The sequence below is a fragment of the Streptomyces sp. R35 genome, from assembly GCF_041053035.1.
Classification (GTDB): domain Bacteria; phylum Actinomycetota; class Actinomycetes; order Streptomycetales; family Streptomycetaceae; genus Streptomyces; species Streptomyces lutosisoli.
The window spans coordinates 1,693,211-1,715,054 of the sequence record NZ_CP163440.1 but is presented as its reverse complement, the minus strand read 5'-3'; the positions used below and the strand labels follow the sequence as shown (position 1 = coordinate 1,715,054).

The following is a 21,844-nucleotide window of genomic DNA, read 5'->3' as shown; positions in this document are numbered from 1 at the left end:
GATCGCTGAGCCGTGAACCAGAACTACTCCGTCCCCGCTGTCGCCCTGGTCGTCGTGGCAACCGTCCTGGTCGGCGCGTTCGGCCTGCGCATATCCCGGACCACCTCCGACTTCTACGTCGCCTCGCGCACCGTGGGTCCCCGGCTCAACGCGGCCGCGATCAGCGGCGAATACCTCTCCGCCGCCTCCTTCCTGGGCATCGCGGGCCTCGTGCTGGTCCAGGGCCCCGACATGCTCTGGTACCCGGTCGGCTACACGGCCGGCTATCTGGTACTGCTCCTCTTCGTCGCGGCCCCGCTGCGCCGCTCCGGCGCGTACACGCTGCCCGACTTCGCGGAGGCGCGGCTCGGCTCCCAGGCGGTGCGCCGCCTGGCCGGTGCCTTCGTCGTCGGCGTCGGCTGGCTGTATCTGCTGCCCCAACTGCAGGGCGCGGGGCTGACGTTGGCCGTGCTGACCGACGCGCCGGACTGGTTCGGCGGAGTGCTGGTCGCGGTCGTCGTGGTCGCCACCGTCGCCGCGGGCGGCATGCGCAGCATCACCTTCGTCCAGGCCTTCCAGTACTGGCTCAAGCTCACCGCGCTGCTGGTTCCGGCCTTGTTCCTGGTCCTCGCCTGGCAGGCCCACGGCGCACCCCGCGACGCCTTCGACGAACCGGCGACCTTCCGCGAGCAGCGGGTCGTACGCGTCGACGACAGCCTCGACCTCAAGCTCGCCCGACCGCTGGGCGTCACCGCGACGGGCCGCGTCGACGGGCGGCGCTACGAGGACGAGCGCGTCGAACTCCCCGCGGGCGTCCACCACATCGAGCGCGGCACCCGGCTCACCTTCACCAAGGGCGATCCGGTCCCGGTGGCCGACCGCGGCACCAACGGCGGCATGTCGACCTCGCTGGCGGCCGGGCGCGAGGAACGCCCGCTGTACGCCACGTACGGACTGATCCTCGCCACCTTCCTCGGCACAATGGGACTGCCGCACGTGGTCGTCCGCTTCTACACCAGCCCGCACGGAGTCGCCGCCCGCCGCACCACGGTCGCCGTGCTCGGCCTGATCGGCGCCTTCTACCTCCTCCCGCCCCTCTACGGCGCGTTGGCCCGCCTGTACGCCCCCGAGCTCAGCCTCACCGGGGACGCGGACGCCGCCGTACTCCTGTTGCCCGACCGGATGATCGGCGGGCTCGGCGCGGATCTCCTCGGCGCGCTGGTGGCGGGCGGTGCCTTCGCGGCGTTCCTGTCGACCGCGTCCGGGCTGACCATGGCGGTGGCGGGCGTGCTCACCCAGGATGTGCTGCCCACGCGCGGAGTACGGCACTTCAGGCTCGGCACCGTGCTCGCGATGGCGGTGCCGCTGGCGGCGAGCGTGCTGGTGGGCGGACTCCCGGTCGCCGACGCGGTGGGGCTCGCGTTCGCCGTGTCCGCGTCCTCCTTCTGCCCCCTGCTGATGCTGGGTATCTGGTGGCGGCGGCTGACCCCGCCGGGCGCGGCCGCCGGGATGGTCGTCGGGGGCGGCTCGGCGCTGGTCGCGGTCGGCGCGACCATGGCGGGCTATCCGGGCTCGGGTTCGCTGCACGCGCTGCTCGCCTGGCCCGCACTGTGGTCGGTGCCGCTCGGCTTCGTGACGATGGTGCTGGTGTCGCTGGCCACTTCGGGGCGGGTTCCGGCCGGGACGGCGGCGATCCTGGCCCGGTTCCATCTGCCGGAGGAACTCTCCGACGGCCAGGTGCGCGCGGCCGTGAACGCGAAGGGGGCCGAGGCATGAGCGGGTTCCTCGCCGGGCTCTGCGTCGCCGTACTCCCGCTGCTCGCCGCCGGTTTCTGGCTCGGCAGACGCACCGCGCGGCCCCAGAACCTCGGCGGACTCGGCACGCCGGTCGAGCATGCCACCTTCCAGACCCTGCACACCGCCTCGCTCGCCGCACCCCCGCTGCGCGCGGGCCTCACGGAGGAGACGGCGGGCCGGTCCGCGCGCCGGCTGCGCACCCTGCTCGGCACGGACGCGCTGTGCCTCACCGACCAGGAGACGGTCCTCGCCTGGGACGGCATCGGGGCCCACCACCGCGCCGAGATCATGGAACGGCTCGGCGGCCCGCTGGAGACCGGCCGCGGTGAGGCCTTCCGGCTGACGTGCGACGAACCCGACTGCCCGCTGCGCTGGGCCGTCGTCGCCCCGCTCACCGTCGATGAACGGGTGCACGGAGCGCTCGTCGCCTGCGCGCCCCGCGAGTCCGCCGTCCTCGTACGGGCCGCGGGCGAGGTTGCCCGCTGGGTCTCGGTCCAGCTGGAACTCGCCGACCTCGACCAGTCCCGTACGCGTCTGATCGAGGCGGAGATCAAGGCACTGCGCGCCCAGATATCACCGCACTTCATCTTCAACTCGCTCGCGGTGATCGCCTCGTTCGTCCGCACCGACCCCGAGCGCGCCCGCGAACTGCTCCTGGAATTCGCCGACTTCACCCGCTACTCGTTCCGCAGGCACGGCGACTTCACCACTCTCGCCGACGAACTCCACGCCATCGACCACTACTTGGCACTGGTCAGGGCCCGCTTCGGGGAGCGCCTCTCGGTCACGCTGCAGATCGCGCCCGAGGTGCTGCCGGTCGCGCTGCCCTTCCTCTGCCTCCAGCCCCTCGTCGAGAACGCCGTCAAACACGGCCTGGAAGGCAAGACCGACAAGAGCCACATCAGCATCACGGCCCAGGACGCGGGCGCCGAGGCGCTGGTCGTCATCGAGGACAACGGCGCCGGAATGGACCCGGACCGGCTGCGCCGCATCCTCGCCGGAGAGGTCAGCCCCTCCGGCGGCATCGGGCTGTCCAACGTCGACGAACGTCTGCGCCAGGTCTACGGGGACGACCACGGCCTCGTCATCGAGACCGCGGTGGGCGCGGGAATGAAGATCACCGCCCGGCTGCCCAAGTACCAGCCGGGCGTGCACTCGGCGGGACGGCTGCCCAGGGAGTGACCCCTATGCACCCTTACGTACTGCGCGACGCGACCATCCCCAGCGTGATCAGGCCGAGTACGACCCAGCCGAACCACAGCCAGCCGTTGCTGCCGAGCGCCACCGTGTAGGCCGTCACCATGACGAGCCCGCCCACGGTGATCACCCCCATCGTCTTCGTCGAACCGGGCATCGCAACACCCTCCTCGAAGGCGGGTCCGCGACGCGGGCCGTGGCCTTGGGCCCATTTTCACCCGGAGGGACGGTGTTTGCCAGAGGCGGACGAGCCAGCGGGTGCTTGGTGGCTCATCCGAGGGCATGGGCTAGCTCGCGTAGGTGCAGACCACCCAGTAGAAGCCCTTGCCCCACAGGCCCTGGCTCTGCACGCCGTGGTTCGCGGTGTGGTCGGTCGTGGCGCCGAACTTGCCGTCCAGGGAGGCCTGGTGGCACTCGTCGTTCATCACGGTGTTGGCCTCCGCCATCGGTACGGAGTGGTCGAGCTGGGTGAAGCCCACGACCTGGTCCGAGTGCTCCTTGTCGCAGGCGACCAGCTTGTATTCCTTGATGTTCTTCGCGTCTTTGCCTGTAGCGCGGAGACAGTCGCCCTTCTGCATCTGGGCCGGGTCGTGAAAGATCATCGCGTACGGGCGGAACGACCCGAGCGGGCCGTACACGGGGCCGTGTATCCCTGCCAGCAGGCACGCCACCTTGCCGCCGGTGGCCTCGAAGCCTGCGGCCGAGGGGATGACGGCAACACTCTCCACGTTGGAGCCCATCTTCTCGGCGGTGCTGTGCGTCATCTTGCGGCACAAGCCCGGACCGAAGGTTCGGGCATTCTCCAGGGAGGAGGCCTTGTAGAAGTTCATTACCTGGCCGTCGGGGACCCGCTGGTCGCAGCTGGGATCCACTTCCATGTACGAGAGGGGGGTCACCCTTCCTCCGGTCCGGGAGGCGACGACGCAGTCCCCGGGTTTCAGCGGCTTGGCAAGTCCCACCTGGGACCCGTAGGGCAGCCCGACCTTGTGCGCCGTCGCGTACCCGTAAACCCCGCCGGCCAAGCCCAGCCCGAGGACCACGGACGACAGCGCGATCAGCAGGCGCGGGCGCCTGCCCCGACGCCGGCCCGAGGGCTGCTGCCACGGGGCGACCGGCGGTGTCGGGTATCCGGGCGGCGGGCCGAATCCATGGCCTGGTTGCGGGGTGCTCGGTGTCGGCGGGCCGAAGCCCGTGGGCACGGGTGTTTCCACAGAGGGGCGGTTCGAGCCGAGCGCGGTCGGGGAGTACGGGGCAGCGCTGCCGACGTCCTGGGCCCCTGGGGAGTACGCGGTGGGGGAGTACGGCGCCGGGCCGCCGGGGTCGAGGGCGGTGGGGGTGTACGGGGCCGGCCTGCCGGAGTCCAGAGCGGTGGGCGTGTACGGAGCCGGGGCGGCGCCGTCGGGATTGCCGTCGGAGGTCACGAACCCCGCCCAGGGCGGCTGCGAGCCCGTGTCGGCCTGGGTCGGCGGACGGAGCTCGGGCGTGATGATCCGGGCCAGAGCCGCCGCCGTGTCCTCGGCGGAGAGACGGCGGGCCGGGTCCTTGACCAGCAGCGCCTCGATGAGCGGGCGCAGGGCACCGGCCCGTACCGGCGTCCGCGGGTCTTCGAGTACCACCGCGGTGAGCGCGGCGAGGTCCGTGTCACGGTCGAAGGGGCCGACGCCCTCCACGATGAAGTACAGGGTGCAGCCCAGCGAGAACAGGTCGGCCGCGGCGGTCGGCGGCCCGCCCGTCGCACGCTCGGGAGCCAGATAGCCGGGCGTGCCCACCAGCACGGACGTCCGCGTCCAGCGCGTCTCCAGCGAGTCGGGCTGCACGGAGATGCCGTAGTCGGTGAGCAGGATGCGGGAAGCAGGGGTGCCGGTGCGGTCCGGTGCCAGCAGGATGTTGGCGGGCTTGACGTCCCGGTGCATGATGCCGTGCTCGTGCCCGGCGGTCAGGGCGTCCAGGACCGCGAGGCCGATGCGGGCGGCCTCGTACGGTGCCAGCGGACCGCGCCGGGGGAGTACGTGGCGCAGGTCCTCCGCGCCGGCCACGTACTCCATCACGATCCACGGAAGCCCTTCGTCCTCCAGGACGTCGTGCACGGTCACCACATGCGGGTGGCCGCGCAGCACCGCCGCGTGCCGGGCCTCGGCCCGGGCGCGGGCGATCTGGGCCTCCTGCTCCTCCGGGGCCTCCGAAGGATTGCGGAACCTGATCTCCTTGAGGGCGACGTCGCAGTCGAGACGCTGGTCGTGGGCGCGCCAGACATGGCCCATCCCGCCGGAGCCGATCCGGTCCAGCAGCAGATACCGGCCGGCGATGATCCGGCCCACTCCCGACTGCGATGATCCTGTTGCCATCCGGTGTGCTCCCGGGTTCTGCGTGGGGTCGTACACGGTCAGGCCGTGGCCACGGTGGGCTCGACGGACGTCGAGTCGACCGGGTCGGGCGAGGAGGAGGACGAACCGCCGTCGGTCGGTGAGCTCGACCCACCGCCACCTGTGTCGGAAGGCGAGCTGCTGTTCGTCGGTCCGGTGCCACCGCCTGTGTCTGCGGTCCCGCCCGTGTCTGCGGTCCCGCCCGTGTCTGCGGTACCTCCGGTGTCTCCGGTTCCGCCGGAGGTAGGGGTGCCGGTGTCGGCGGTGCCTCCGGTGTCGGCGGTGCCTCCGGTGTCTGCGGTCCCGCCCGTGTCTGCGGTACCTCCGGTGTCTCCGGTTCCGCCGGAGGTCGGGGTGCCGGTGTCGGCGGTGCCTCCGGTGTCGGCGGTGCCTCCGGTGTCGGCGGTCCCTCCGGTGTCAGCGGTCCCTCCGGTGTCTGCCGTCCCGCCCGTATCGGTTCCTTCGGTGGGCGACTCCGAGCCTGTGGTGCCTCCGTCGGTGCCGTCGGATGCCACGAACAGCGTCACCGGCGTCTGCCAGGGCTGCTCGCGGCCCTCGGCCGGGTCGCTGCCCGTGACGATCGCGTCGTCGGAGGGCGGTTCGCTGCCCTCATACGCGGGGACCAGCCCTGCGGCGGCCAGGGCGTTGGCGGCATCGGCGTACGTCCGGTCCCTCACGGGCGGCACGATGACCGGCTCATCCGTCTGGAACGTCTGGTCCTCGGCGTCGAGGCCGATGTCCCGGGTGATCCTCTGGTCGGGGTCCTGGACGTCGATGAGCTGAAGGTTGTCGATCTTCGCGTCCCTGGGCGGCGCCTGGACGACCGCCGCGTCGTGCGGCTTGTAGCCCGCCCACTTCTTGTTGCCGTCCTGGAACTTCACCGAGACTTTTTCGGCACTATGCGTGAAGGGGCGCAGTGGATTACCGCATGAGCACTTCACCGCGGGAAGTCCCTGCTGGTCGACCAGAATGGCGATTCCCGCCTGCAGCAAGGAGTCGTAGGAGACGGCCTTTCCGTCCTTGTAGTCGTGATTCTTCACGAGTGTGTCGTGGCGTAGTACGACGGGTGTGAGCTGGTCGATGTAATCGCCGATCTGGTCCTGGCGGATATGCAGGACCTTCGCCCATTCCCGCGCCTTCGCAGAGTTCTTGGGGTCGGTGAGGAAGGCCTTGAGCTTGCCCACCAAGCAGGTGCCGGGCTTCGTGGACCCGCCGAACCGGCCCGTCCCACCGCCGCCCTGGTCGTTGCCTTGGTCGTCGTCCTGGCCGGACGACCCGTCATCCTGACCTGCTGGGTCGCCCTGGCCCGGTGTGCCGCCGTACAGCCCCGGCCTGTTGCTCGCCTGGACGCCACCTGGCGTCCGGCCCTCGTCGAGGTTGGGCACGTCTTTGCCGAGGCCGCTGGTCTCCTTGAAGAAAGGAGAGAGCGCCGGAACGTTCGCTGCGACGGCCCGTACGGCGAACATTTGATCGGATGTGCATCCGCTGGCTCCGGCGGTAATCAACACGAAAACCAGCAGTAGAGCGGTCTTGCGGGCTATTGATATTCCAGCCCTTTGCATAGACGTCTTGAATGTCATGACCGCTCCCCCTGCGGTTCCCCCGTGACCCCCACCGATCGAAGCGCGCCGAACGCAGGGCTTAGTGCTTCATGCTCCGAGGCGAAACGCCTTTCAGTCAAGAGCGGTTACCGTTTTGTCGATGAAACCGATGTGTGCTCTTGGGGGGCGTGAGAAAAGCAAATATGGGCGGAGGGGAAAGGAAATAGAGTAACGTCAGCGCCCGCGTGCGTTGAGTGAGGCCAGATAGGCGTTGTACGCCTCGAGTTCCTTGTCGCCATCGCGGTCCGCGGCCCGGTCCGTGCGCTTGGCCTGCCGCTGCTCGGAGCCGTACCACTGGAACAGCAGCGCGATCAGCACGAGGACGGAGGGGATCTCGCTGAACGCCCAGGCGATGCCGCCCGCCGCGTTCTGGTCGGCGAGTGCGTCGATGCCGAGGGAGGCGGGCGGGTTCTTGTACGTGTTGATCATCGGCTCGGACGCCATCATCAGCGCGATGCCGAAGAACGCGTGGAACGGCATGCCCGCGAACAGCTCCAGCATCCGCATCAGATAGCCGGGTCGGTGCGGACCGGGGTCGACGCCCATGATCGGCCAGAAAAAGACCAGGCCGACGGCGAGGAAGTGGCACATCATCGCGATGTGTCCCGCCTTGGAGCCCATCAGGGAGTCGAAGATCGGCGAGAAGTACAGCGCGTACAGGCTCGCGATGAACAGCGGGATGGTGAACGCCGGGTGCGTGATGATCCGCATGTACCGGCTGTGCAGGAACATCAGCAGCAGCTCACGAGGCCCCTTGCTGCCCCGCGTCGACGCGACCGGCAGAGCGCGCAGCGCCAGCGTGATCGGCGCCCCGAGCAGGATCAGGATCGGCGACAGCATGCTGATCACCATGTGCTGCACCATGTGGACGCTGAACATGACCATGCCGTAGTCGTTCAGCTTGGTGCACATCACGAGCATCACGGTCAGCACACCGATGACGAAGGCGGAGGTCCGGCCCCACGACCACTTGTCGCCGCGCCGCGCGAGCCGCACGACCCCCCAGCCGTACAGGCCGAGCCCCACCAGGCAGGCGACGAGGAAGAACGGGTCCGCGGACCATTCGAGCCCCCGCCCCAGCGTGAACGGCGGCAGATCCATGGTCATGCCGTGCCCGCTGTGATCCATCCGCCGGCTCCTGATTCGTACGGGTTGTGCTGTCTGTCCGAACCAGACTAGAACTGCCCCCGGCCACACTTATGACCGGGGTCAGCATCAGCGTCCCCGACAGGGGCGCGGGGCTGTGACATTGGGCGCTCCGCCGCGTCGACGCGACCAGCCACGACGAACCCGCAGTCGCCGAACGGCTAAAGCACGCACTCCGCTTCCGCGTACCGCTCGTCCGGCACTGTCTTCAGCGTCTCAACGGCCTCAGCAAGCGGCACCATGACGATGTCGGTCCCGCGCAGCGCGGTCATCCGACCGAACTCCCCGCGGTGCACAGCCTCCACGGCATGCCAGCCGAACCGCGTCGCGAGCACCCGGTCGTACGCGGTCGGCGTACCCCCACGCTGGACGTGCCCGAGAATCACCGGCCGCGCCTCCTTGCCGAGCCGCTCCTCCAGCTCAAGGGAGAGCTGCCGGGCAATCCCCGCGAACCGCTCATGCCCGTAGACGTCCTTGCCGCCCTCGTCGAAGGCCATGGTCCCGGCCTTCGGCTTGGCCCCCTCGGCGGCCACGACGATGGCGAACCGCTTCCCCGCCTGGAACCGCTCGCCGACCTTCGCGGCCAGCTCCTCGATGTCGAAGGGGCGTTCCGGTACGACGATGGCGTGGGCGCCGGCCGCCATGCCGGAGTGCAGTGCGATCCAGCCGGTGTGGCGGCCCATGACCTCCACGATCAGGACACGCTGGTGGGACTCGGCGGTGGTCTTCAGCCGGTCCAGGGCCTCGGTCGCGACGCCGACGGCGGTGTCGAAACCGAAGGTGACGTCCGTGACCGCGATGTCGTTGTCGATGGTCTTCGGCACGCCGACGATCGGCAGGCCGCTGTCCGAAAGAAGACGGGCCGCCTTGAGCGTGCCCTCGCCGCCGATCGGGATGATCGCGTCGAGGCCGAGCTCCGCGACATGCCCCTTGGCCCGCTCCACGCCGTCACGCAGATGCGCCGGCTGGACCCGGGAGGAGCCGAGCATGGTGCCGCCGCGAGCCAGGATGCCGCTCACCGCGTCGAGGTCGAGCTTGAGGTAGTCGCACTCCAGGAGGCCTTTCCAGCCGTCCCGGAAGCCGATGACCTCGTCGCCGTGGTCGACGACGGCACGGTGCACGACGGACCGGATGACGGCGTTCAGGCCGGGGCAGTCGCCGCCGGACGTGAGGACACCAATGCGCATAGCCCGAAATACCTTCTCAACGTGGGCCGGAGACCGGACCACGCTGTCCGGCTGGACCCCGCCACCCTACCGGCGGCAGGGGGCGGGTCCGCATCGTGCGTCCGCCTGCTGGACGTCCCCGCACACGTGAGCGGAAGTCCTGTCAGACGGGCCCTCGCCGGGGCCCTGCGGAACCGTTTCTCAAGCAGGTCAGGCGGGCTGCTGAGCCGAGGCGATGCGCTCATTGCGCAGTGCCTCGTACCACCGGTCGTCGATCGGCGGCAGTGCGTTCACGTCCAGCGCCAGCTTCAGCAGCAGGTCCGCGATCTGCGGGTTGCGGGCGAGCACGGGCCCGTGCATGTACGTACCGAAGACGGTGTCGTTGTACGCGCCCTCGGTGCCGTCGCCCGTGCCGTTGCCCTTGCCGAGCCGCACGTTCGCGAACGGACGGGCGGTGGGGCCGAGGTGGGTGACGCCCTGGTGGTTCTCGAAGCCGGTCAGCTGGGGCAGGCCCAGGCGCGGGTCGATGTCCGCGAGGACGTCGCCGACGCACCGCTCGCCCTCGCCGCGCACCGAGACCACGTCGAGCAGACCGAGGCCCGGCTCGCGCTGCCCGAGGTCGTTGATGAACTCGTGGCCGAGGATCTGGTAGCCCGCGCACACCGAGAACACGATCGCGCCGTTGCTGACCGCGCGGTGCAGTCCGCCGTCGCGGCGCAGGCGCTCCGCGGCGAGCCGCTGCGGGCGGTCCTCGCCGCCGCCGATCAGGTAGATGTCGCCGGAGGTCGGGATCGGCTGGTCGCTGCGCACGTCGAGACGGGCCACGTCGAGGCCGCGCTGGCGGGCCCGGCGCTCTACGACGAGGGCGTTGCCCTGGTCGCCGTAGGTGCTCAGCAGGTCCGGGTAGATCCACACCAGACGCAGGCTGTTGTCACTCATTCTCTTCGTCCTCCGTGGCTCAGTTGCCGACACGACGCCTCAAGTCCTGGAAAGCGGTGTAGTTCGCGATGACCTCGATGCGTCCGGGCGGTGCCAGCTGCACGGCCTGGTCGAGGTTCTCGCAGACCTGGAAGTGCTGGTTCGCGACTTCCAGGCGCACGGCGAGGTCGAGCTTCCGGTCGCCGAGCACGAAGATCGGGTGCCCGGTCAGCCGCGTGTAGTCGACGTCCCACAGCCAGGAGGTGTCGGTGCCGTCGGCGCCGCGCGCGTTCACCGAGAGGATCACCGGAGTCGGCGGCGGGTCGATCAGGGAGAACGTCTCCAGCCAGCCCGCGGGGTTCTTGGCGAGCAGCAGACGCAGGTCGCGCTGCATGAACTGCACCACGTCGTAGCGCCCGGCCACCGCCTGCACCTGGTACATGCGTTCCAGGGCGACCTGCGGCGGCACCCCGAAGACGGCGGCGACGGCGGCCGACGAGGCGGCGTTCGCCTTGTTGGCGCGGCCCGGCAGCTGGAGGTGGATCGGCCAGGCGGAGCCGTGCGGGTCGAGGACGTGGTCCCCGGACAGCGCCCAGGTCGGCGTCGGACGGCGGAAGCCGCACTCGCCGCAGAACCAGTCGTCACCGGGGCGCTGCATCACACCGCCGCAGGACGGGCACGACCAGGCGTCGTCCTTCCACATCTGCCCGGCGGCGACCCACATCACATTCGCCGAGGACGACGCGGCCCACACGACGAGCGGGTCGTCGGCGTTGGCGACCACGACGGCCTTGGAACCGGCCAGCCCCTCGCGCCAGTGCTCGGCCATCATCCGGGTCTCGGCGGCCCGGTCGAGCTGGTCGCGGGAGAGGTTGAGCAACGCGATGCACTTCGGGTCGGTGTCGCGTGCGACACCGGAGAGGTACTTCTCGTCGACCTCGATGACCGCGTACTTGGCGTCCGAACCCCCGGCGAGCGCCGAGGTGATACCGGCCGGCATGTTGGCGCCGAGCGCGTTGGACACGACCGGGCCCGCGGCGCGCAGCGCCTCCGCGATCAGCCGGGTCGTGGTGGTCTTGCCGTTGGTCGCCGACACCAGGATGACGTCCAGGTGTGTGGCCAGCCTGGCCAGCAGGTCGGGGTCGAGCTTGAGTGCCACCCGGCCGCCGATCACCGATCCGCTGCCGCGTCCGGCGGCCCGCGAGACGGCCGCCGCCGCCTTGCCCGCCGTCACGGCCAGCTTGGCCCGCGGCGTCAGCGGGTCCGAGTTGCCTGACATCGTTTCTCGATCCTCCTTGCGTACGCGCCGCGCCTCTGCCCCCGGCACCGTGTGGGCCTCAGCCTATCGAGATCCACTCACGTGCCCGAATCGCGGCACCTCCACGGTGCCCGCGCGACCTGCGCGCGCCCTTGAGGACCGTACCCTTGCCGCCATGCGACACGGCTCCATCCCGGGCACCCACGGGCGCGTCCGGCCTCTCTCCCTGCTCGGCGACCCCGTCCTGCGTGCACCGTGTGAAGAAGTCACCGACTTCGGTCCCCAACTCGCCCGGCTCGTCGAGGACATGTTCGCGACGATGTACGCCAGCGAGGGGGTGGGCCTCGCCGCGAACCAGGTCGGCGAGGCGCTCAGGGTCTTCGTGTACGACTGCCCGGACGACGAGGATGTCCGGCATCTGGGACATGTGGTGAACCCGCGGCTCGTCCAGGCCGACGGTCTGGTCCTGCGTGGGCCGGAGGGCTGTCTGTCGCTGCCGGGTCTGGAAGCGGGCACCGAGCGGTACGACCACGCGGTCGTCGAGGGCTTTACGGTGACCGGTGAACCGGTGCGCGTGCATGGCACCGGCTGGTTCGCGCGGTGCCTTCAGCACGAGTGCGACCACCTCGACGGCGGGGTGTACGTGGACAGGGTTTCCGGGTGGCGCAGGCGCCGGGTGATGAGACAGGTGGCTCGGGCGTCTTGGGGCAGCTGAGGCGGTGCGTCGGCTGCGGGCCGTGTGTGGCTGGTCGCGCAGTTCCCCGCGCCCCTAAAGACCGGGCGCTCAGGTCAGCGCCCCTTCAGGGGCGCGGGGAACTGCGCGACCAGCCACGAACAACCCGCAGTGGACCTACAACCTCAGAACCCCGGACCGCCGACCTTGTCACCCGCCGCAGCGAGCCGACCCCACAAAAGGTCAGCCAAACTACGTACCAACTCGGCCCGCGAACACGGCCGTTCCCCCAGCCACCAGTCCCCGGCGGCATGCATCATGCCGACGATCCCGTGCCCCCACACCCGCGCGAGCTGCTGGCTGCCGGGCCCGAGATCGACCCGCTCCTCGATGACCTCGGCCAGTTCCTCGCCCATGCGGCGCAGCAACGGCGCGGAGTGCTTGCCCACGTCGAAGCCCGGGTCGCCCGGCTGCGCACCCTCCGTGGGGTGCATCAGGAAACGGTAGACCTGAGGGTGCGCCTCGATGGCCGCGAGATAGGTGTCGAGCGTGGCCTCCACCCGCTCCCGGCGCTCGGCCGGAGCGTCCAGCGCGGCCCGCAGCGCCCCCAGCAGCGCATCGGTGTGCCGCTTGGCGAGCGCGGCGTAGAGTCCGCCCTTGTCGCCGAAGTGGCGGTAGAGGATCGGCTTGGTGATGCCCGCCTCGGCGGCGATGGCGTTCATCGAGGCCCCGGGGCCGTCGCGGAGCACTACCCGGTCGGCGGCTTCCAGCAGCTCGCGCCGGCGGCGGTCGGCGGACCTCTGCTGGTCGGTCCGCTGTGTGGTGTTCATGTGCTCTCCCCACCCGTGGTGATTCGGTGACGCCTGCGCAAACTAACACTCATCGGCGTATGGCTATCGAACGGGCTACCGAGCGCGGTTCGGGAGTTGACTTTTCCTACTGGTCAGTAACACACTCCAGTTACCGCAAGTAACAGTTTAGTGCAGCGCTGGAGGGGACATGGCCGAGTTCACCATGGAGCTCAACGACGAACAGAAGGAGGTCCGGGACTGGCTGCACGGCTTCGCCGCCGACGTCATCCGCCCCGCGGCCGCCGAATGGGACGAGCGCGAAGAGACTCCCTGGCCGGTCATCCAGGAGGCCGCGAAGGTCGGCATCTACTCCCTGGACTTCTACGCCCAGCAGTACTTCGACCCCACCGGCCTCGGCATACCGATGGCCATGGAGGAGCTGTTCTGGGGCGACGCGGGCATTGCCCTCTCCATCGTCGGCACCGGCCTCGCCGCCGTGGGCGTCCTCGCCAACGGCACCGAGGAGCAGATCGGCACCTGGATCCCCCAGATGTACGGCGACGCGAACGACGTCAAGGTCGCGGCCTTCTGCTCCTCCGAGCCCGACGCCGGCTCCGACGTCGCTTCCATGCGCACGCGCGCCGTCTATGACGAGGCCAAGGACGAGTGGGTCCTCAACGGCACCAAGACCTGGGCGACCAACGGCGGCATCGCCAACGTCCACGTCGTGGTCGCGGTCGTCGATGCCGAGCTGGGCTCCAAGGGCCACGCCTCCTTCATCGTCCCGCCGAACACGCCGGGCCTCTCCCAGGGCCAGAAGTTCAAGAAGCACGGCATCCGCGCCTCGCACACCGCCGAGGTCGTCCTGGAGAACGTGCGCATCCCCGGCTCCTGTCTCCTCGGCGGCAAGGAGAAGCTCGACGAGCGCCTCGCCCGTGCGCGGGAGCGGGCCAAGGCGGGTGGCGGTGAGCGGGTGAAGAACGCGGCGATGGCCACGTTCGAAGCTTCGCGGCCGGCTGTCGGGGCGATGGCGGTGGGTACCGCCCGGGCCGCGTACGAGGTTGCCCTCGACTACGCGAAGACGCGTGAGCAGTTCGGGCGGCCGATCATCGACAACCAGGGGGTTGCCTTCCAGCTCGCCGATATGCGGACGTCCATCGATGCGGCTCGGCTGCTTGTGTGGCGTGCGTCCTGGATGGCGATCAGCGGTAAGCAGTTCACGGCGGCTGAGGGGTCGATGTCGAAGCTGTTCGCGAGCGAGACGGCGAAGAAGGTGACCGGGCAGGCGATTCAGATCCTCGGTGGCAATGGCTACACGCGGGAGTACCCGGTGGAGCGGATGCACCGTGACGCGGCGATCTACACGATCTTCGAGGGGACGAGTGAGATTCAGCGGCTGGTGATTGCGCGCACCTTGTCCGGGATGCCGATTCGCTAGAGGTGCGATGCGGGCTGCGGGCCGGTTGTGGCTGAGCGCGCAGTTCCCCGCGCCCCTGAAGGGGCGCTCTCGCTCAGCGGTGTTTCAAAGGTGTGAGTTGCTCGATGTCGTACCTTGCCCGCAGCTCCTCGATTGCCGCGACGTCTGGGGGGCCGCCCGTCCCCAGGATTTCCAGCAGCTCCTCGAAGTAGCGCTCGTGGTCCGGGGGCGGGGATGCCTGGAAGAACATCTTGGCCGGGGTCTCCGTGGGGTTGGAGAAGGCGTGGGGGCAGCCCGGGGGTACGACGATGACCGTTCCCGGTGTGGCCCGGACCACGCGGGTGCCCGAACTGGACTCCCACTTCTGCCAGTTGTCGGGGGTCCGTACCCGCGGCTCGAAGGCGAGCACGTCCAGCTCGCCTTCGAGCACGTAGAACAACTCCTCGCTGCGCGTGTGCACATGGGCGCCGACGTCGAAGCCGGGCGGTACCAGCACCTCGAAGGTGGAGGCGGTGCGCGAGTGCGAGCCGGTCACCTTGAACGTCACGTGCTGGGCGGGTGTCTGGACCACGCGGCCCTGACCCGGGGGCACGAGCAGCCCTTCGGTTGCCGTCATCGGCCGCTCACCACGTCACGGGCAGGGCCTCGGGGCCACGGATCAACGCGCCCTTCCTGAAGGGGACTTGATCCGGCGGCACGGCCAGCCGCAGTCCCGGCATCCGGTCGAGCAGCGCGTCGACCATGAGCTCGGACTCCAGCCTGGCCAGCATCCCGCCCGGGCAGTAGTGCGGGCCGAAGCCGAACGCCACATGCGGATTGGGGCTGCGGGAGAAATCGATGGTCTCCGGGTCCGGGAAGACGTCCGGGTCGCGGTTCGCGGCCATGTACGACACGTAGATCGCGTCGCCCGCCCGGATCCGTACGCCCTTGATCTCCACGTCCTCCATCGCGATCCGCGACAGCCCGACCGCGCTGCGGTGCGGGATGTAGCGGATCAGCTCGTCGATGGCCTGGGGACGGATCTCTGGCTCGGCCCGCAGCCGTTCGGCCAGGTCGGGGCGGGTCATCAGGATGTAGAACAGCTGCCCGCTGTTGTTGGTGACCGCCTCGCCGCCGATCTGGAGGAGGACGGCGAGCCCGACTGCCTCCTCCAGCGTGATCTCGTCCTGGCCCACGGCGGCGCCCAGCAGCGAGGTGACGTCCTCGCCGGTGCTGCCGCGCCGGTCGTCGATGAGCTTCGTGAAGTACGCGCCCATCTCTTCCTTGGCCTTCTCGCTGACCTCGGCGCCGTGCGAGGAGGACAGGATCAGCTGCGTCCAGGTGTGCATGCTCTGCCGGTCGACGGCCGGGACGCCCATCAACTCGCAGATGACCGCGATGGGGAAGGGGCTGAGGACCGCCTCGGTGAGGTCCGCGGGCGGGCCGTCCTGGAGCATCTCGTCGACCAGCTCGTCGAGCATGTGCCGGGATTTCTCGCGCACCCGCTCCACACCGCGTGCCGTGAACGCGGCGGCCACCGAGCGGCGCAGCCGGGTGTGGTCGGGCGGGTCGAGGAACCCCACCGCGCCGCGGGCCGGGATGAAGTGCGGGGCGAGCCGGGTGACCGGCCGGTCCATGACCGCCTCACGGCTGAACCGGGGGTCGTTGGTCACCATGCGGACGTCGTCGTACCGCGTCACCAGCCACGCCCAGCCCTCGCCGTTGGGCAGCTGGATCCGGGTGACCGGGCCCTCACGCATCAGCCGGGTGAGGACCGGGTCGAAGTCCACGCCCGTCAGATCGAGGGCGGGCCAGTGGCGGACGGGAGGCAGTGCCTCGGTGATCGTGTCCTCGGTCATGTCCGGCTCGCCTTCCCCTCGTTCGAGTCGTGCCAGCGGCCCAGGGCCATCTCCGCGGTGATGCCGGGGCCGAAGCCCGCGAGCAGTCCGCGTGCGGAGTGCTCGGCGCCGCCCTCGTCGAACAGCCGGCGCAGCGCGTCCAGGACGACGGCGCTGGCGATGTTGCCGTACTCGGTGAGGGTGGCCCGGCTGAACCGGAAGGCGTCCGGCGGGACTTCGAGGAACTTGCTGAGGTCGTCCAGGATCCGGGGACCGCCCGCGTGGATGATGTAGAAGTCCAGGTCGGAGGCGTCCCAGCCGTGCTGACGCGCAAGGGCGTGCAGCGCGGGAGCGAGCGGTTCCATCGTCCCCGGCACCCGCTTGTCCAGCAGGAAGTGGAAGCCGGTGGCCCGGACGTCGTACATGATCCAGTCTTCGGTCTTGGGGACCAGGTACGAGCCGTTGCGCTCCAGGTGGATGCCGGTGCCGCCCTTGCCGCGGACGACGGCCGCGGCGATGCCGTCCCCGAACAGGCCGTTGCACAGGAGCGAGCCGACGCCGAGGTCGGTCGGCTGGTAGCAGAGCGAGCAGAACTCGCAGGCCACGATGAGCGCGTTGGCGTCGGGGTAGGCCGTGCAGAAGTCGTGTGCCCGGTTGATCGCGGCGCCGCCGGCCGCACAGCCCAGCTGGGCTATGGGTATCTGGCGGGTGTCGCTGTTGAAGTCCATCGAGTTGATCAGCCAGGCGGTGAGCGAGGGCATCATGAACCCGGTGCACGACACGTAGATGATCATGTCGATGTCGGTGGTGAGCAGCTCGGCGTCGTCCAGCGCTCGCTGCACGACCGCGGGAATGCGGGCCTTCGCCTCGCTCTCGTAGACCTTGTTGCGTTCCTCGAAGCCCGGGTGTTTCAGCGTCTCCGCGATGGGCTGGACGATGTGCCGTGTCTGCACGCCGGTGTTCTCGATCAGCCGGAGTGCCAACGGCAGCTGGGGGTGGTCTTCGTGACGGGAGCGCGCCAGTTCCAGCGTCTCCTCCATCGTGATCACGTATTCCGGAACCGAGACCGAGGGTCTGCACAAAGTCGCCATGGAGCGCGCCTTCTTTCGCATTCCGGGGAACTCTCGTCCCCCGGCGGAAGGGTGGTTCACCCACGATGCGAACGGGTGGTTCATCCACGATCACCCGGAAGCGTGGGGATATCGCGTCGGGTTACTCCATTCCGGCGAATTTCGGGACAGCGTGGGACCCTCGGGGAAAGGGCCCCGGGACAGCCGAACCGAAGGAGTACGGGATGACGCGGACAGCCAGGGAACTGCTGGTCAGCACTGTCGGGAAGCTCGCCCCCGACCCGCACGCCAACCGGCTGCTGCCCCTGATCGCGCGGGGCGCGGCGCAGCGCTCCACGCTCGCCGCGCTCGCCCTGGAGCAACGTCATGTGATCGCCGCGGACCGCCGGGCGTTCCTGCATCTGGCGGAACGGTCGGCGGCCGAGGCCGAGAGCGCCGCCTTCTTCGCCATGCTCGCGGAGGGTGAGGCCATGGCCCAGGACAGGCTCGGCGTGTACGCCGCCGCGGTCGGGGCCGACGACGCGGGGGCGGCGGCCTACGAGCCGCTCGCGGACTGCCAGACGTATCCCGCGTACGTCGCCTGGCTCGCCCTGAACGGCTCACCGGTGGACGTGATCCTCGCGCTCAGCGCCAACTTCGCGGCGTGGGGCGGCTACTGCGCCACGATCGCCCAGGCCCTGCGCCGCCACTACGGCCTCGACGACGAGGCCTGCGGTTTCTTCGACTTCTTCGCCGAGCCCGCGCCCGAGCTGGAACAACGGGCCCTGGACGGCATCCAGGCCGGGCTCGACGCCGGACGGGTGGACGAGGACGAGGTGTACGGATACGGCCGCCTGCTTCAGGGCTACGAGGCGAAGTTCTGGCACGCCCTGTGGGAGCTGGACCAGCGCGTCCTGTAGGGGCGCTAGCCGGAGGCCGGCCCGCTGCTGTGCGCGATGCACGCCACGTCGATGCGATCGGCGAGCTTGGCGAGCTCGATCGTGAGCGCGGCGACCGTGTCCTCGTCGAGCCCCTCCTGCCCGGCCTCCACCAGATGCAGCCACCGGCCGCCCACCGTGCGCAGCAGCTTGCTGACGTCGGCGGCCGCCACCTGCAACGTACCGCGGTCGTCGACGATCAGAGGCAGGGTCACTTCGCGGTTCACAGAGGGGATCGTAGCTGCGGAACGCTCACGCTCCGTGCCATACGGTGGTGATGTTGCAGAACTCGCGGATTCCGTGCTCCGACAGCTCACGCCCGTAGCCGGACCGCTTGAACCCGCCGAACGGGAACGCCGGGTGGGACGCCGTCATCCCGTTGACGTACACGCCACCCGCCTCCAGATCACGGACGAACCGGTCCACGTCGGTCCCGTCGCGCGTCCAGACGTTCGAACTCAGCCCGAACGGAGTGTCGTTGGCCATGGCCACCGCCTCGTCCAGATCGGCCGCGCGGTAGAGCGTGGCGACGGGCCCGAAGGCCTCCTCGTGGTGGATGCGCATCTCGGGGGTGATGTCGGCGAGGATGGTCGGCGCGTAGAACCAGCCGTGGTCCTTGAAACCCTCGGGGCGCTCGCCGCCGCACAGGACGGTCGCGCCGCTCTCCACCGCGTCGTCGACCAGTTCCTCCAGGTCGCTGCGGCCCTGCTCGGTGGAGAGCGGGCCGACGTCCGTGTCCTCGTCCAGCGGATCGCCCACCTTCAGGGCCTTCATGCCCGCCGTGAACCGCTCCGCGAAGGCATCGAACACGTCGGTGTGCACGATGAACCGCTTGGCGGCGATGCACGACTGCCCGTTGTTCTGCACGCGTGCCGTCACGGCGACCTTCGCGGCCCGGTCGAGGTCCGCCGACGGCATGACGACGAACGGGTCGCTGCCGCCCAGCTCCAGGACCGTCTTCTTGACTTCGTCCCCCGCGACCGAGGCGACGGCCCGGCCCGCGGGTTCACTCCCGGTGAGGGTTGCCGCCTTGACGCGCGGGTCGCGCAGGACGGCCTCGACGGCACCGGAGCCGATGAGCAGCGTCTGGAAGCAGCCCTCGGGGAAGCCCGCCCGGCGGAACAGTTCCTCCAGGTAGAGGGCGGTCTGCGGCACGTTCGAGGCGTGCTTGAGCAGTCCCACGTTGCCCGCCATCAGCGCGGGCGCGGCGAACCGGATCACCTGCCAGAGCGGGAAGTTCCACGGCATGACCGCCAGCACCGGACCCAGCGGCCGGTAGCGCACCAGGACGCGGGAGGCGCCGGAGTCCTTGATGTCGGACTCGGCGGGCTCCTCGTCGGCGAGAAGTCCCTGGGCGTGGTCGGCGTACCAGCGCATCGCCTTCGCGCACTTGGCGGCCTCCGCGCGCGCCTGCTTCACCGGCTTGCCCATCTCCAGGGTCATCACCCGGCCGATGTCCTGCTGCTCCTCGTCGAGCAGGTCGGCGGCCCGGTGGAGCAGCCGCGCCCGCTCGGCGAAGGACGTGGTGCGATGGGTGCGGAACGCGGCCTCGGCGGCCGCGAGCCTGCGCTCGATCTCCTCGGCGCCCAGGGCGTCGTACGTCTTGAGCGTCTCGCCGTTCGCCGGATTCACCGTCGCGATGGGCATGGCCGACCTCCTGAAGAGCGGGCTGTTCCTCGACCCTCCCGCGCGGCGCACGACAGCGCAACGTGGCAGGCGCCGGTCAGCCCAACTGCTCCGCGAGCCGGTCGAGGAACTCCGCCTGGGCCTTCACGATCAGCGCCCGGCCCCGGTCCAGGTCGCACCACTCCACCCGGTCCAGCTCGGGGAACGCCTGCCGCTGCCCCGACTTCGGCGGCCACTCCATCTCGAAGGTGCCGGGGACCACGGCCGCCGGGTCGAGGTCCGCCCCGATCGCCCAGACCGTGACGACCTTGCCGTTGGTCTGGGTGACCTCGCCCAACGGGATGGCCTCGCCGTCGGGCGGCGGCAGCCCCAGCTCCTCCTGGAATTCGCGGCGCGCCGCGTCCCAGGCGGTCTCGTCGGGCTCGTACTCGCCCTTGGGCACCGTCCAGGCCCCAGCGGTCCGGCGGGCGAAGAAGGGGCCGCCCATATGGCCGAGCAACACCTCCAGACCGTGGTCGGTGTGCCGGAACAACAGCAGTCCGGCGCTGCGCTTCCCGCTCACGGAGTCACCTCCGGGTGTGCGGCGAGCAGTGTCGCGACCGTGTCGGCCTCGGCCGGGGTCTTGTCCTCGCGATAGCGCAGCACACGGGCGAAGCGGAGGGTGACGCCGGCCGGGTAGCGGGTGGACCTCTGCAGACCGTCGTACGCGATCTCGACGACGAGTTCCGGTCGTACGGTCACCACGTGGCCGTTGTCCTCGACGGCCAGCTCCTGGAACCGCTCGGTCTGCCAGGTCAGCATCACGTCGGTCATGCCCTTGAACGTTTTGCCGAGCATCGCGAAGGACCCGTCCTCGTTCCGGGCACCGAGGTGCAGGTTGGACAGCTTGCCGGTGCGCCGTCCGTGGCCCCACTCCGCCGCGAGGACCACCAGGTCGAGGGTGTGCACGGGCTTGACCTTCAGCCAGGAGGCGCCGCGCCGGCCCGCGCTGTAGGGGGCGTCGAGGGCCTTGACCACGACGCCTTCGTGGCCGCGTGCCAGGGTGTCGGCGAGGAACCGCTGCGCCGCGGGGATGTCCTGGGGCCCGTCGACGAGCGCGCGCCGCACCCGCATCGGCTCGGGCACCAGCCGGGCCAGCTCCGCGTGCCGCTCGGTGAACGGCAGATCCAACAGGTCCTGGCCGTCGACGGACAGCGCGTCGAAGAAGACGGGGGAGACGGGCACGGTCTTCGCGGCCGCCGCCACGTCCGCGCGCGAGCCGACGCGTCCGGCCGTCTCCTGGAAGGAACGGGGCCGCCCGTCCTCGTCCAGCGCGATCACCTCACCGTCCAGAATGAATCGCTCACCGTTCAACTCCAGCCCCGCAGCAGTGAGTTCGGGCAGGCGGTCGGTGATGTCGTCGAGGGTGCGGGTGTAGACGCGTACGTCGTCGCCGTCGCGGTGAAGCTGTACGCGGATGCCGTCGAGCTTCTCCTCGACGGCACATGCGCCCAGCTTCTCGACGGCTTCCGGCACGGACCCCGCCGTGTGCGCCAGCATCGGCAGCACCGGGCGGCCGACGGTGAGCCGGAAGCCGTCGAGTGCCTCCGGGCCGTGGGACAGCAGTGCCCGCGCCACCGTCTGCAGCGAACCGGCGAGCATCACCGCCCGTCGTACATCCGCGCCGGGCGCGCCGGTGGCCTCGGCCAGCCCCTCCACGGCGACCGCGTCCAGCGCACCCTGCCGGACCTCACCGCTGATCAGCCCGAACAGGAAGCGCTGCTCGTCCTCGGTGGACGCACCCATCAACTCCCCGACCAGCCGTGCCCGTTCGGCCTGCGAGCCGGTGCCGGTGACCGCGCCCAGCTCGGTCAGACGGGCGTCCACCTGCCGCACCGTGAGCGAGGGCTCGGACGCGGGCGGGACCGGCTTGCTGAGAATCTTCCAGCCGATGCCGAGCCGCCCCTGCGGCAGGCGGCCCGCCAGATACGGGATGACGATCGGGACGTCGTCCGCCTCCGCGTCCCGGAACAGCTCCGCGAGCAGAGCGATCTTCCGGGACCGCGCCGAGGTGGCGGCGACCTCCTGGGACACACGCGCCAGCCGGGTCAGCAGCATGCAGCCATGGTG

The 21,844-nt window shown here is 70.1% G+C and carries 20 protein-coding genes; 5 read left to right on the top strand and 15 right to left on the bottom strand.

Annotation, left to right across the window (positions count from 1 at the left end; genetic code table 11):
- The first annotated feature begins 12 nt into the window (after window positions 1-12).
- Both AB5J50_RS08125 and AB5J50_RS08120 read left to right on the top strand, forming a co-directional pair.
- Window positions 13-1,755: a cation acetate symporter gene (locus AB5J50_RS08125; RefSeq protein WP_369256296.1), complete on the top strand. Its 1,743-nt coding sequence runs from the start codon at window positions 13-15 to the stop codon at window positions 1,753-1,755.
- Entirely contained in the window at window positions 1,752-2,957 is a 1,206-nt protein-coding gene (locus AB5J50_RS08120) for a sensor histidine kinase (RefSeq protein ID WP_369256294.1), read from the top strand. Before AB5J50_RS08125 ends, AB5J50_RS08120 begins: the two co-directional genes overlap by 4 nt.
- A 13-nt stretch (window positions 2,958-2,970) precedes the next feature.
- Here the strand turns inward: AB5J50_RS08120 and AB5J50_RS08115 are convergent, their stop codons facing one another.
- The 7 genes from AB5J50_RS08115 to AB5J50_RS08085 form a co-directional block, all read right to left on the bottom strand.
- Complete coding sequence (locus AB5J50_RS08115) at window positions 2,971-3,129, bottom strand: hypothetical protein (RefSeq protein WP_369256292.1); 159 nt, start codon at window positions 3,127-3,129, stop codon at window positions 2,971-2,973.
- A gap of 130 nt (window positions 3,130-3,259) precedes the next feature.
- On the bottom strand, window positions 3,260-5,317 hold the full coding sequence (locus AB5J50_RS08110) for a protein kinase (protein ID WP_369256290.1): 2,058 nt from the start codon (window positions 5,315-5,317) through the stop codon (window positions 3,260-3,262).
- A 38-nt stretch (window positions 5,318-5,355) separates the two neighbouring features.
- Window positions 5,356-6,801 (bottom strand): DUF6777 domain-containing protein, encoded by a 1,446-nt coding sequence (locus AB5J50_RS08105; RefSeq protein ID WP_369256288.1) that lies wholly within the window; start codon window positions 6,799-6,801, stop codon window positions 5,356-5,358.
- A 309-nt stretch (window positions 6,802-7,110) separates the two neighbouring features.
- On the bottom strand, window positions 7,111-8,064 hold the full coding sequence (locus AB5J50_RS08100) for a cytochrome c oxidase assembly protein (RefSeq protein ID WP_327426988.1): 954 nt from the start codon (window positions 8,062-8,064) through the stop codon (window positions 7,111-7,113).
- 179 nt (window positions 8,065-8,243) lie between these two features.
- On the bottom strand, window positions 8,244-9,269 hold the full coding sequence (locus tag AB5J50_RS08095) for a 6-phosphofructokinase (protein WP_369256286.1): 1,026 nt from the start codon (window positions 9,267-9,269) through the stop codon (window positions 8,244-8,246).
- 189 nt (window positions 9,270-9,458) lie between these two features.
- Complete coding sequence (locus AB5J50_RS08090) at window positions 9,459-10,187, bottom strand: glutamine amidotransferase (RefSeq protein WP_327426986.1); 729 nt, start codon at window positions 10,185-10,187, stop codon at window positions 9,459-9,461.
- A gap of 19 nt (window positions 10,188-10,206) precedes the next feature.
- Window positions 10,207-11,445 (bottom strand): MurT ligase domain-containing protein, encoded by a 1,239-nt coding sequence (locus AB5J50_RS08085; RefSeq protein WP_369256284.1) that lies wholly within the window; start codon window positions 11,443-11,445, stop codon window positions 10,207-10,209.
- Between the two features lie 154 nt (window positions 11,446-11,599).
- Here AB5J50_RS08085 and def point away from each other — a divergent pair, with 154 nt between their 5' ends.
- On the top strand, window positions 11,600-12,139 hold the full coding sequence (gene def / locus AB5J50_RS08080; protein WP_369256282.1) for a peptide deformylase: 540 nt from the start codon (window positions 11,600-11,602) through the stop codon (window positions 12,137-12,139).
- A 143-nt stretch (window positions 12,140-12,282) separates the two neighbouring features.
- Here the strand turns inward: def and AB5J50_RS08075 are convergent, their stop codons facing one another.
- A complete protein-coding gene (locus tag AB5J50_RS08075) occupies window positions 12,283-12,927 on the bottom strand; it encodes a TetR family transcriptional regulator (RefSeq protein ID WP_369256280.1) in 645 nt (214 codons plus the stop codon).
- Window positions 12,928-13,096: 169 nt separating this feature from the next.
- Between AB5J50_RS08075 and AB5J50_RS08070 the strand changes: the two genes are divergently transcribed.
- A complete protein-coding gene (locus tag AB5J50_RS08070) occupies window positions 13,097-14,326 on the top strand; it encodes an acyl-CoA dehydrogenase family protein (RefSeq protein WP_327426982.1) in 1,230 nt (409 codons plus the stop codon).
- A gap of 73 nt (window positions 14,327-14,399) precedes the next feature.
- On the opposite strand, the gene AB5J50_RS08065 is transcribed toward AB5J50_RS08070, so the two are convergent.
- The 3 genes from AB5J50_RS08065 to AB5J50_RS08055 are packed head-to-tail and all read right to left on the bottom strand — an operon-like array spanning window position 14,400 to window position 17,234.
- The gene (locus tag AB5J50_RS08065; protein ID WP_369256278.1) at window positions 14,400-14,921 is read right to left on the bottom strand and encodes a cupin domain-containing protein; all 522 of its coding nucleotides are present in this window, start codon (window positions 14,919-14,921) and stop codon (window positions 14,400-14,402) included.
- A gap of 7 nt (window positions 14,922-14,928) precedes the next feature.
- Entirely contained in the window at window positions 14,929-16,143 is a 1,215-nt protein-coding gene (locus tag AB5J50_RS08060) for a cytochrome P450 (RefSeq protein WP_369256276.1), read from the bottom strand.
- The gene (locus tag AB5J50_RS08055; RefSeq protein WP_369256274.1) at window positions 16,140-17,234 is read right to left on the bottom strand and encodes a type III polyketide synthase; all 1,095 of its coding nucleotides are present in this window, start codon (window positions 17,232-17,234) and stop codon (window positions 16,140-16,142) included. The genes AB5J50_RS08060 and AB5J50_RS08055 overlap by 4 nt, the downstream gene beginning before the upstream one ends.
- A 182-nt stretch (window positions 17,235-17,416) precedes the next feature.
- Between AB5J50_RS08055 and AB5J50_RS08050 the strand changes: the two genes are divergently transcribed.
- A complete protein-coding gene (locus tag AB5J50_RS08050) occupies window positions 17,417-18,091 on the top strand; it encodes a transcriptional regulator (protein WP_369256272.1) in 675 nt (224 codons plus the stop codon).
- A 5-nt stretch (window positions 18,092-18,096) separates the two neighbouring features.
- Here the strand turns inward: AB5J50_RS08050 and AB5J50_RS08045 are convergent, their stop codons facing one another.
- The 4 genes from AB5J50_RS08045 to AB5J50_RS08030 form a co-directional block, all read right to left on the bottom strand.
- Window positions 18,097-18,336, bottom strand: a complete 240-nt coding sequence (locus AB5J50_RS08045) for a DUF6213 family protein (RefSeq protein ID WP_327426977.1) — start codon at window positions 18,334-18,336, stop codon at window positions 18,097-18,099.
- 25 nt (window positions 18,337-18,361) lie between these two features.
- Window positions 18,362-19,756 (bottom strand): NADP-dependent succinic semialdehyde dehydrogenase, encoded by a 1,395-nt coding sequence (locus tag AB5J50_RS08040; protein ID WP_369256270.1) that lies wholly within the window; start codon window positions 19,754-19,756, stop codon window positions 18,362-18,364.
- A 76-nt stretch (window positions 19,757-19,832) separates the two neighbouring features.
- A complete protein-coding gene (locus AB5J50_RS08035) occupies window positions 19,833-20,297 on the bottom strand; it encodes an NUDIX domain-containing protein (RefSeq protein ID WP_369256268.1) in 465 nt (154 codons plus the stop codon).
- On the bottom strand, window positions 20,294-21,832 hold the full coding sequence (locus AB5J50_RS08030; RefSeq protein ID WP_369256266.1) for an ATP-dependent DNA ligase: 1,539 nt from the start codon (window positions 21,830-21,832) through the stop codon (window positions 20,294-20,296). The genes AB5J50_RS08035 and AB5J50_RS08030 overlap by 4 nt, the downstream gene beginning before the upstream one ends.
- Between the last annotated feature and the right edge of the window lie 12 nt (window positions 21,833-21,844).

Excerpts from the sequence above, each read along its gene's own strand:
- AB5J50_RS08120 (WP_369256294.1), top strand. The coding sequence starts at position 1,752 with ATGAGCGGGTTCCTCGCCGGGCTCTGCGTCGCCGTACTCCCGCTGCTC.
- AB5J50_RS08115 (WP_369256292.1), bottom strand. The coding sequence starts at position 3,129 with ATGCCCGGTTCGACGAAGACGATGGGGGTGATCACCGTGGGCGGGCTC.
- AB5J50_RS08110 (WP_369256290.1), bottom strand. The coding sequence starts at position 5,317 with ATGGCAACAGGATCATCGCAGTCGGGAGTGGGCCGGATCATCGCCGGC.
- AB5J50_RS08105 (WP_369256288.1), bottom strand. The coding sequence starts at position 6,801 with ATGTTCGCCGTACGGGCCGTCGCAGCGAACGTTCCGGCGCTCTCTCCT.
- AB5J50_RS08100 (WP_327426988.1), bottom strand. The coding sequence starts at position 8,064 with ATGGATCACAGCGGGCACGGCATGACCATGGATCTGCCGCCGTTCACG.
- AB5J50_RS08095 (WP_369256286.1), bottom strand. The coding sequence starts at position 9,269 with ATGCGCATTGGTGTCCTCACGTCCGGCGGCGACTGCCCCGGCCTGAAC.
- AB5J50_RS08090 (WP_327426986.1), bottom strand. The coding sequence starts at position 10,187 with ATGAGTGACAACAGCCTGCGTCTGGTGTGGATCTACCCGGACCTGCTG.
- AB5J50_RS08085 (WP_369256284.1), bottom strand. The coding sequence starts at position 11,445 with ATGTCAGGCAACTCGGACCCGCTGACGCCGCGGGCCAAGCTGGCCGTG.
- def (WP_369256282.1), top strand. The coding sequence starts at position 11,600 with ATGCGACACGGCTCCATCCCGGGCACCCACGGGCGCGTCCGGCCTCTC.
- AB5J50_RS08075 (WP_369256280.1), bottom strand. The coding sequence starts at position 12,927 with ATGAACACCACACAGCGGACCGACCAGCAGAGGTCCGCCGACCGCCGC.
- AB5J50_RS08070 (WP_327426982.1), top strand. The coding sequence starts at position 13,097 with ATGGCCGAGTTCACCATGGAGCTCAACGACGAACAGAAGGAGGTCCGG.
- AB5J50_RS08065 (WP_369256278.1), bottom strand. The coding sequence starts at position 14,921 with ATGACGGCAACCGAAGGGCTGCTCGTGCCCCCGGGTCAGGGCCGCGTG.
- AB5J50_RS08060 (WP_369256276.1), bottom strand. The coding sequence starts at position 16,143 with ATGACCGAGGACACGATCACCGAGGCACTGCCTCCCGTCCGCCACTGG.
- AB5J50_RS08055 (WP_369256274.1), bottom strand. The coding sequence starts at position 17,234 with ATGCGAAAGAAGGCGCGCTCCATGGCGACTTTGTGCAGACCCTCGGTC.
- AB5J50_RS08050 (WP_369256272.1), top strand. The coding sequence starts at position 17,417 with ATGACGCGGACAGCCAGGGAACTGCTGGTCAGCACTGTCGGGAAGCTC.
- AB5J50_RS08040 (WP_369256270.1), bottom strand. The coding sequence starts at position 19,756 with ATGCCCATCGCGACGGTGAATCCGGCGAACGGCGAGACGCTCAAGACG.
- AB5J50_RS08030 (WP_369256266.1), bottom strand. The coding sequence starts at position 21,832 with ATGCTGCTGACCCGGCTGGCGCGTGTGTCCCAGGAGGTCGCCGCCACC.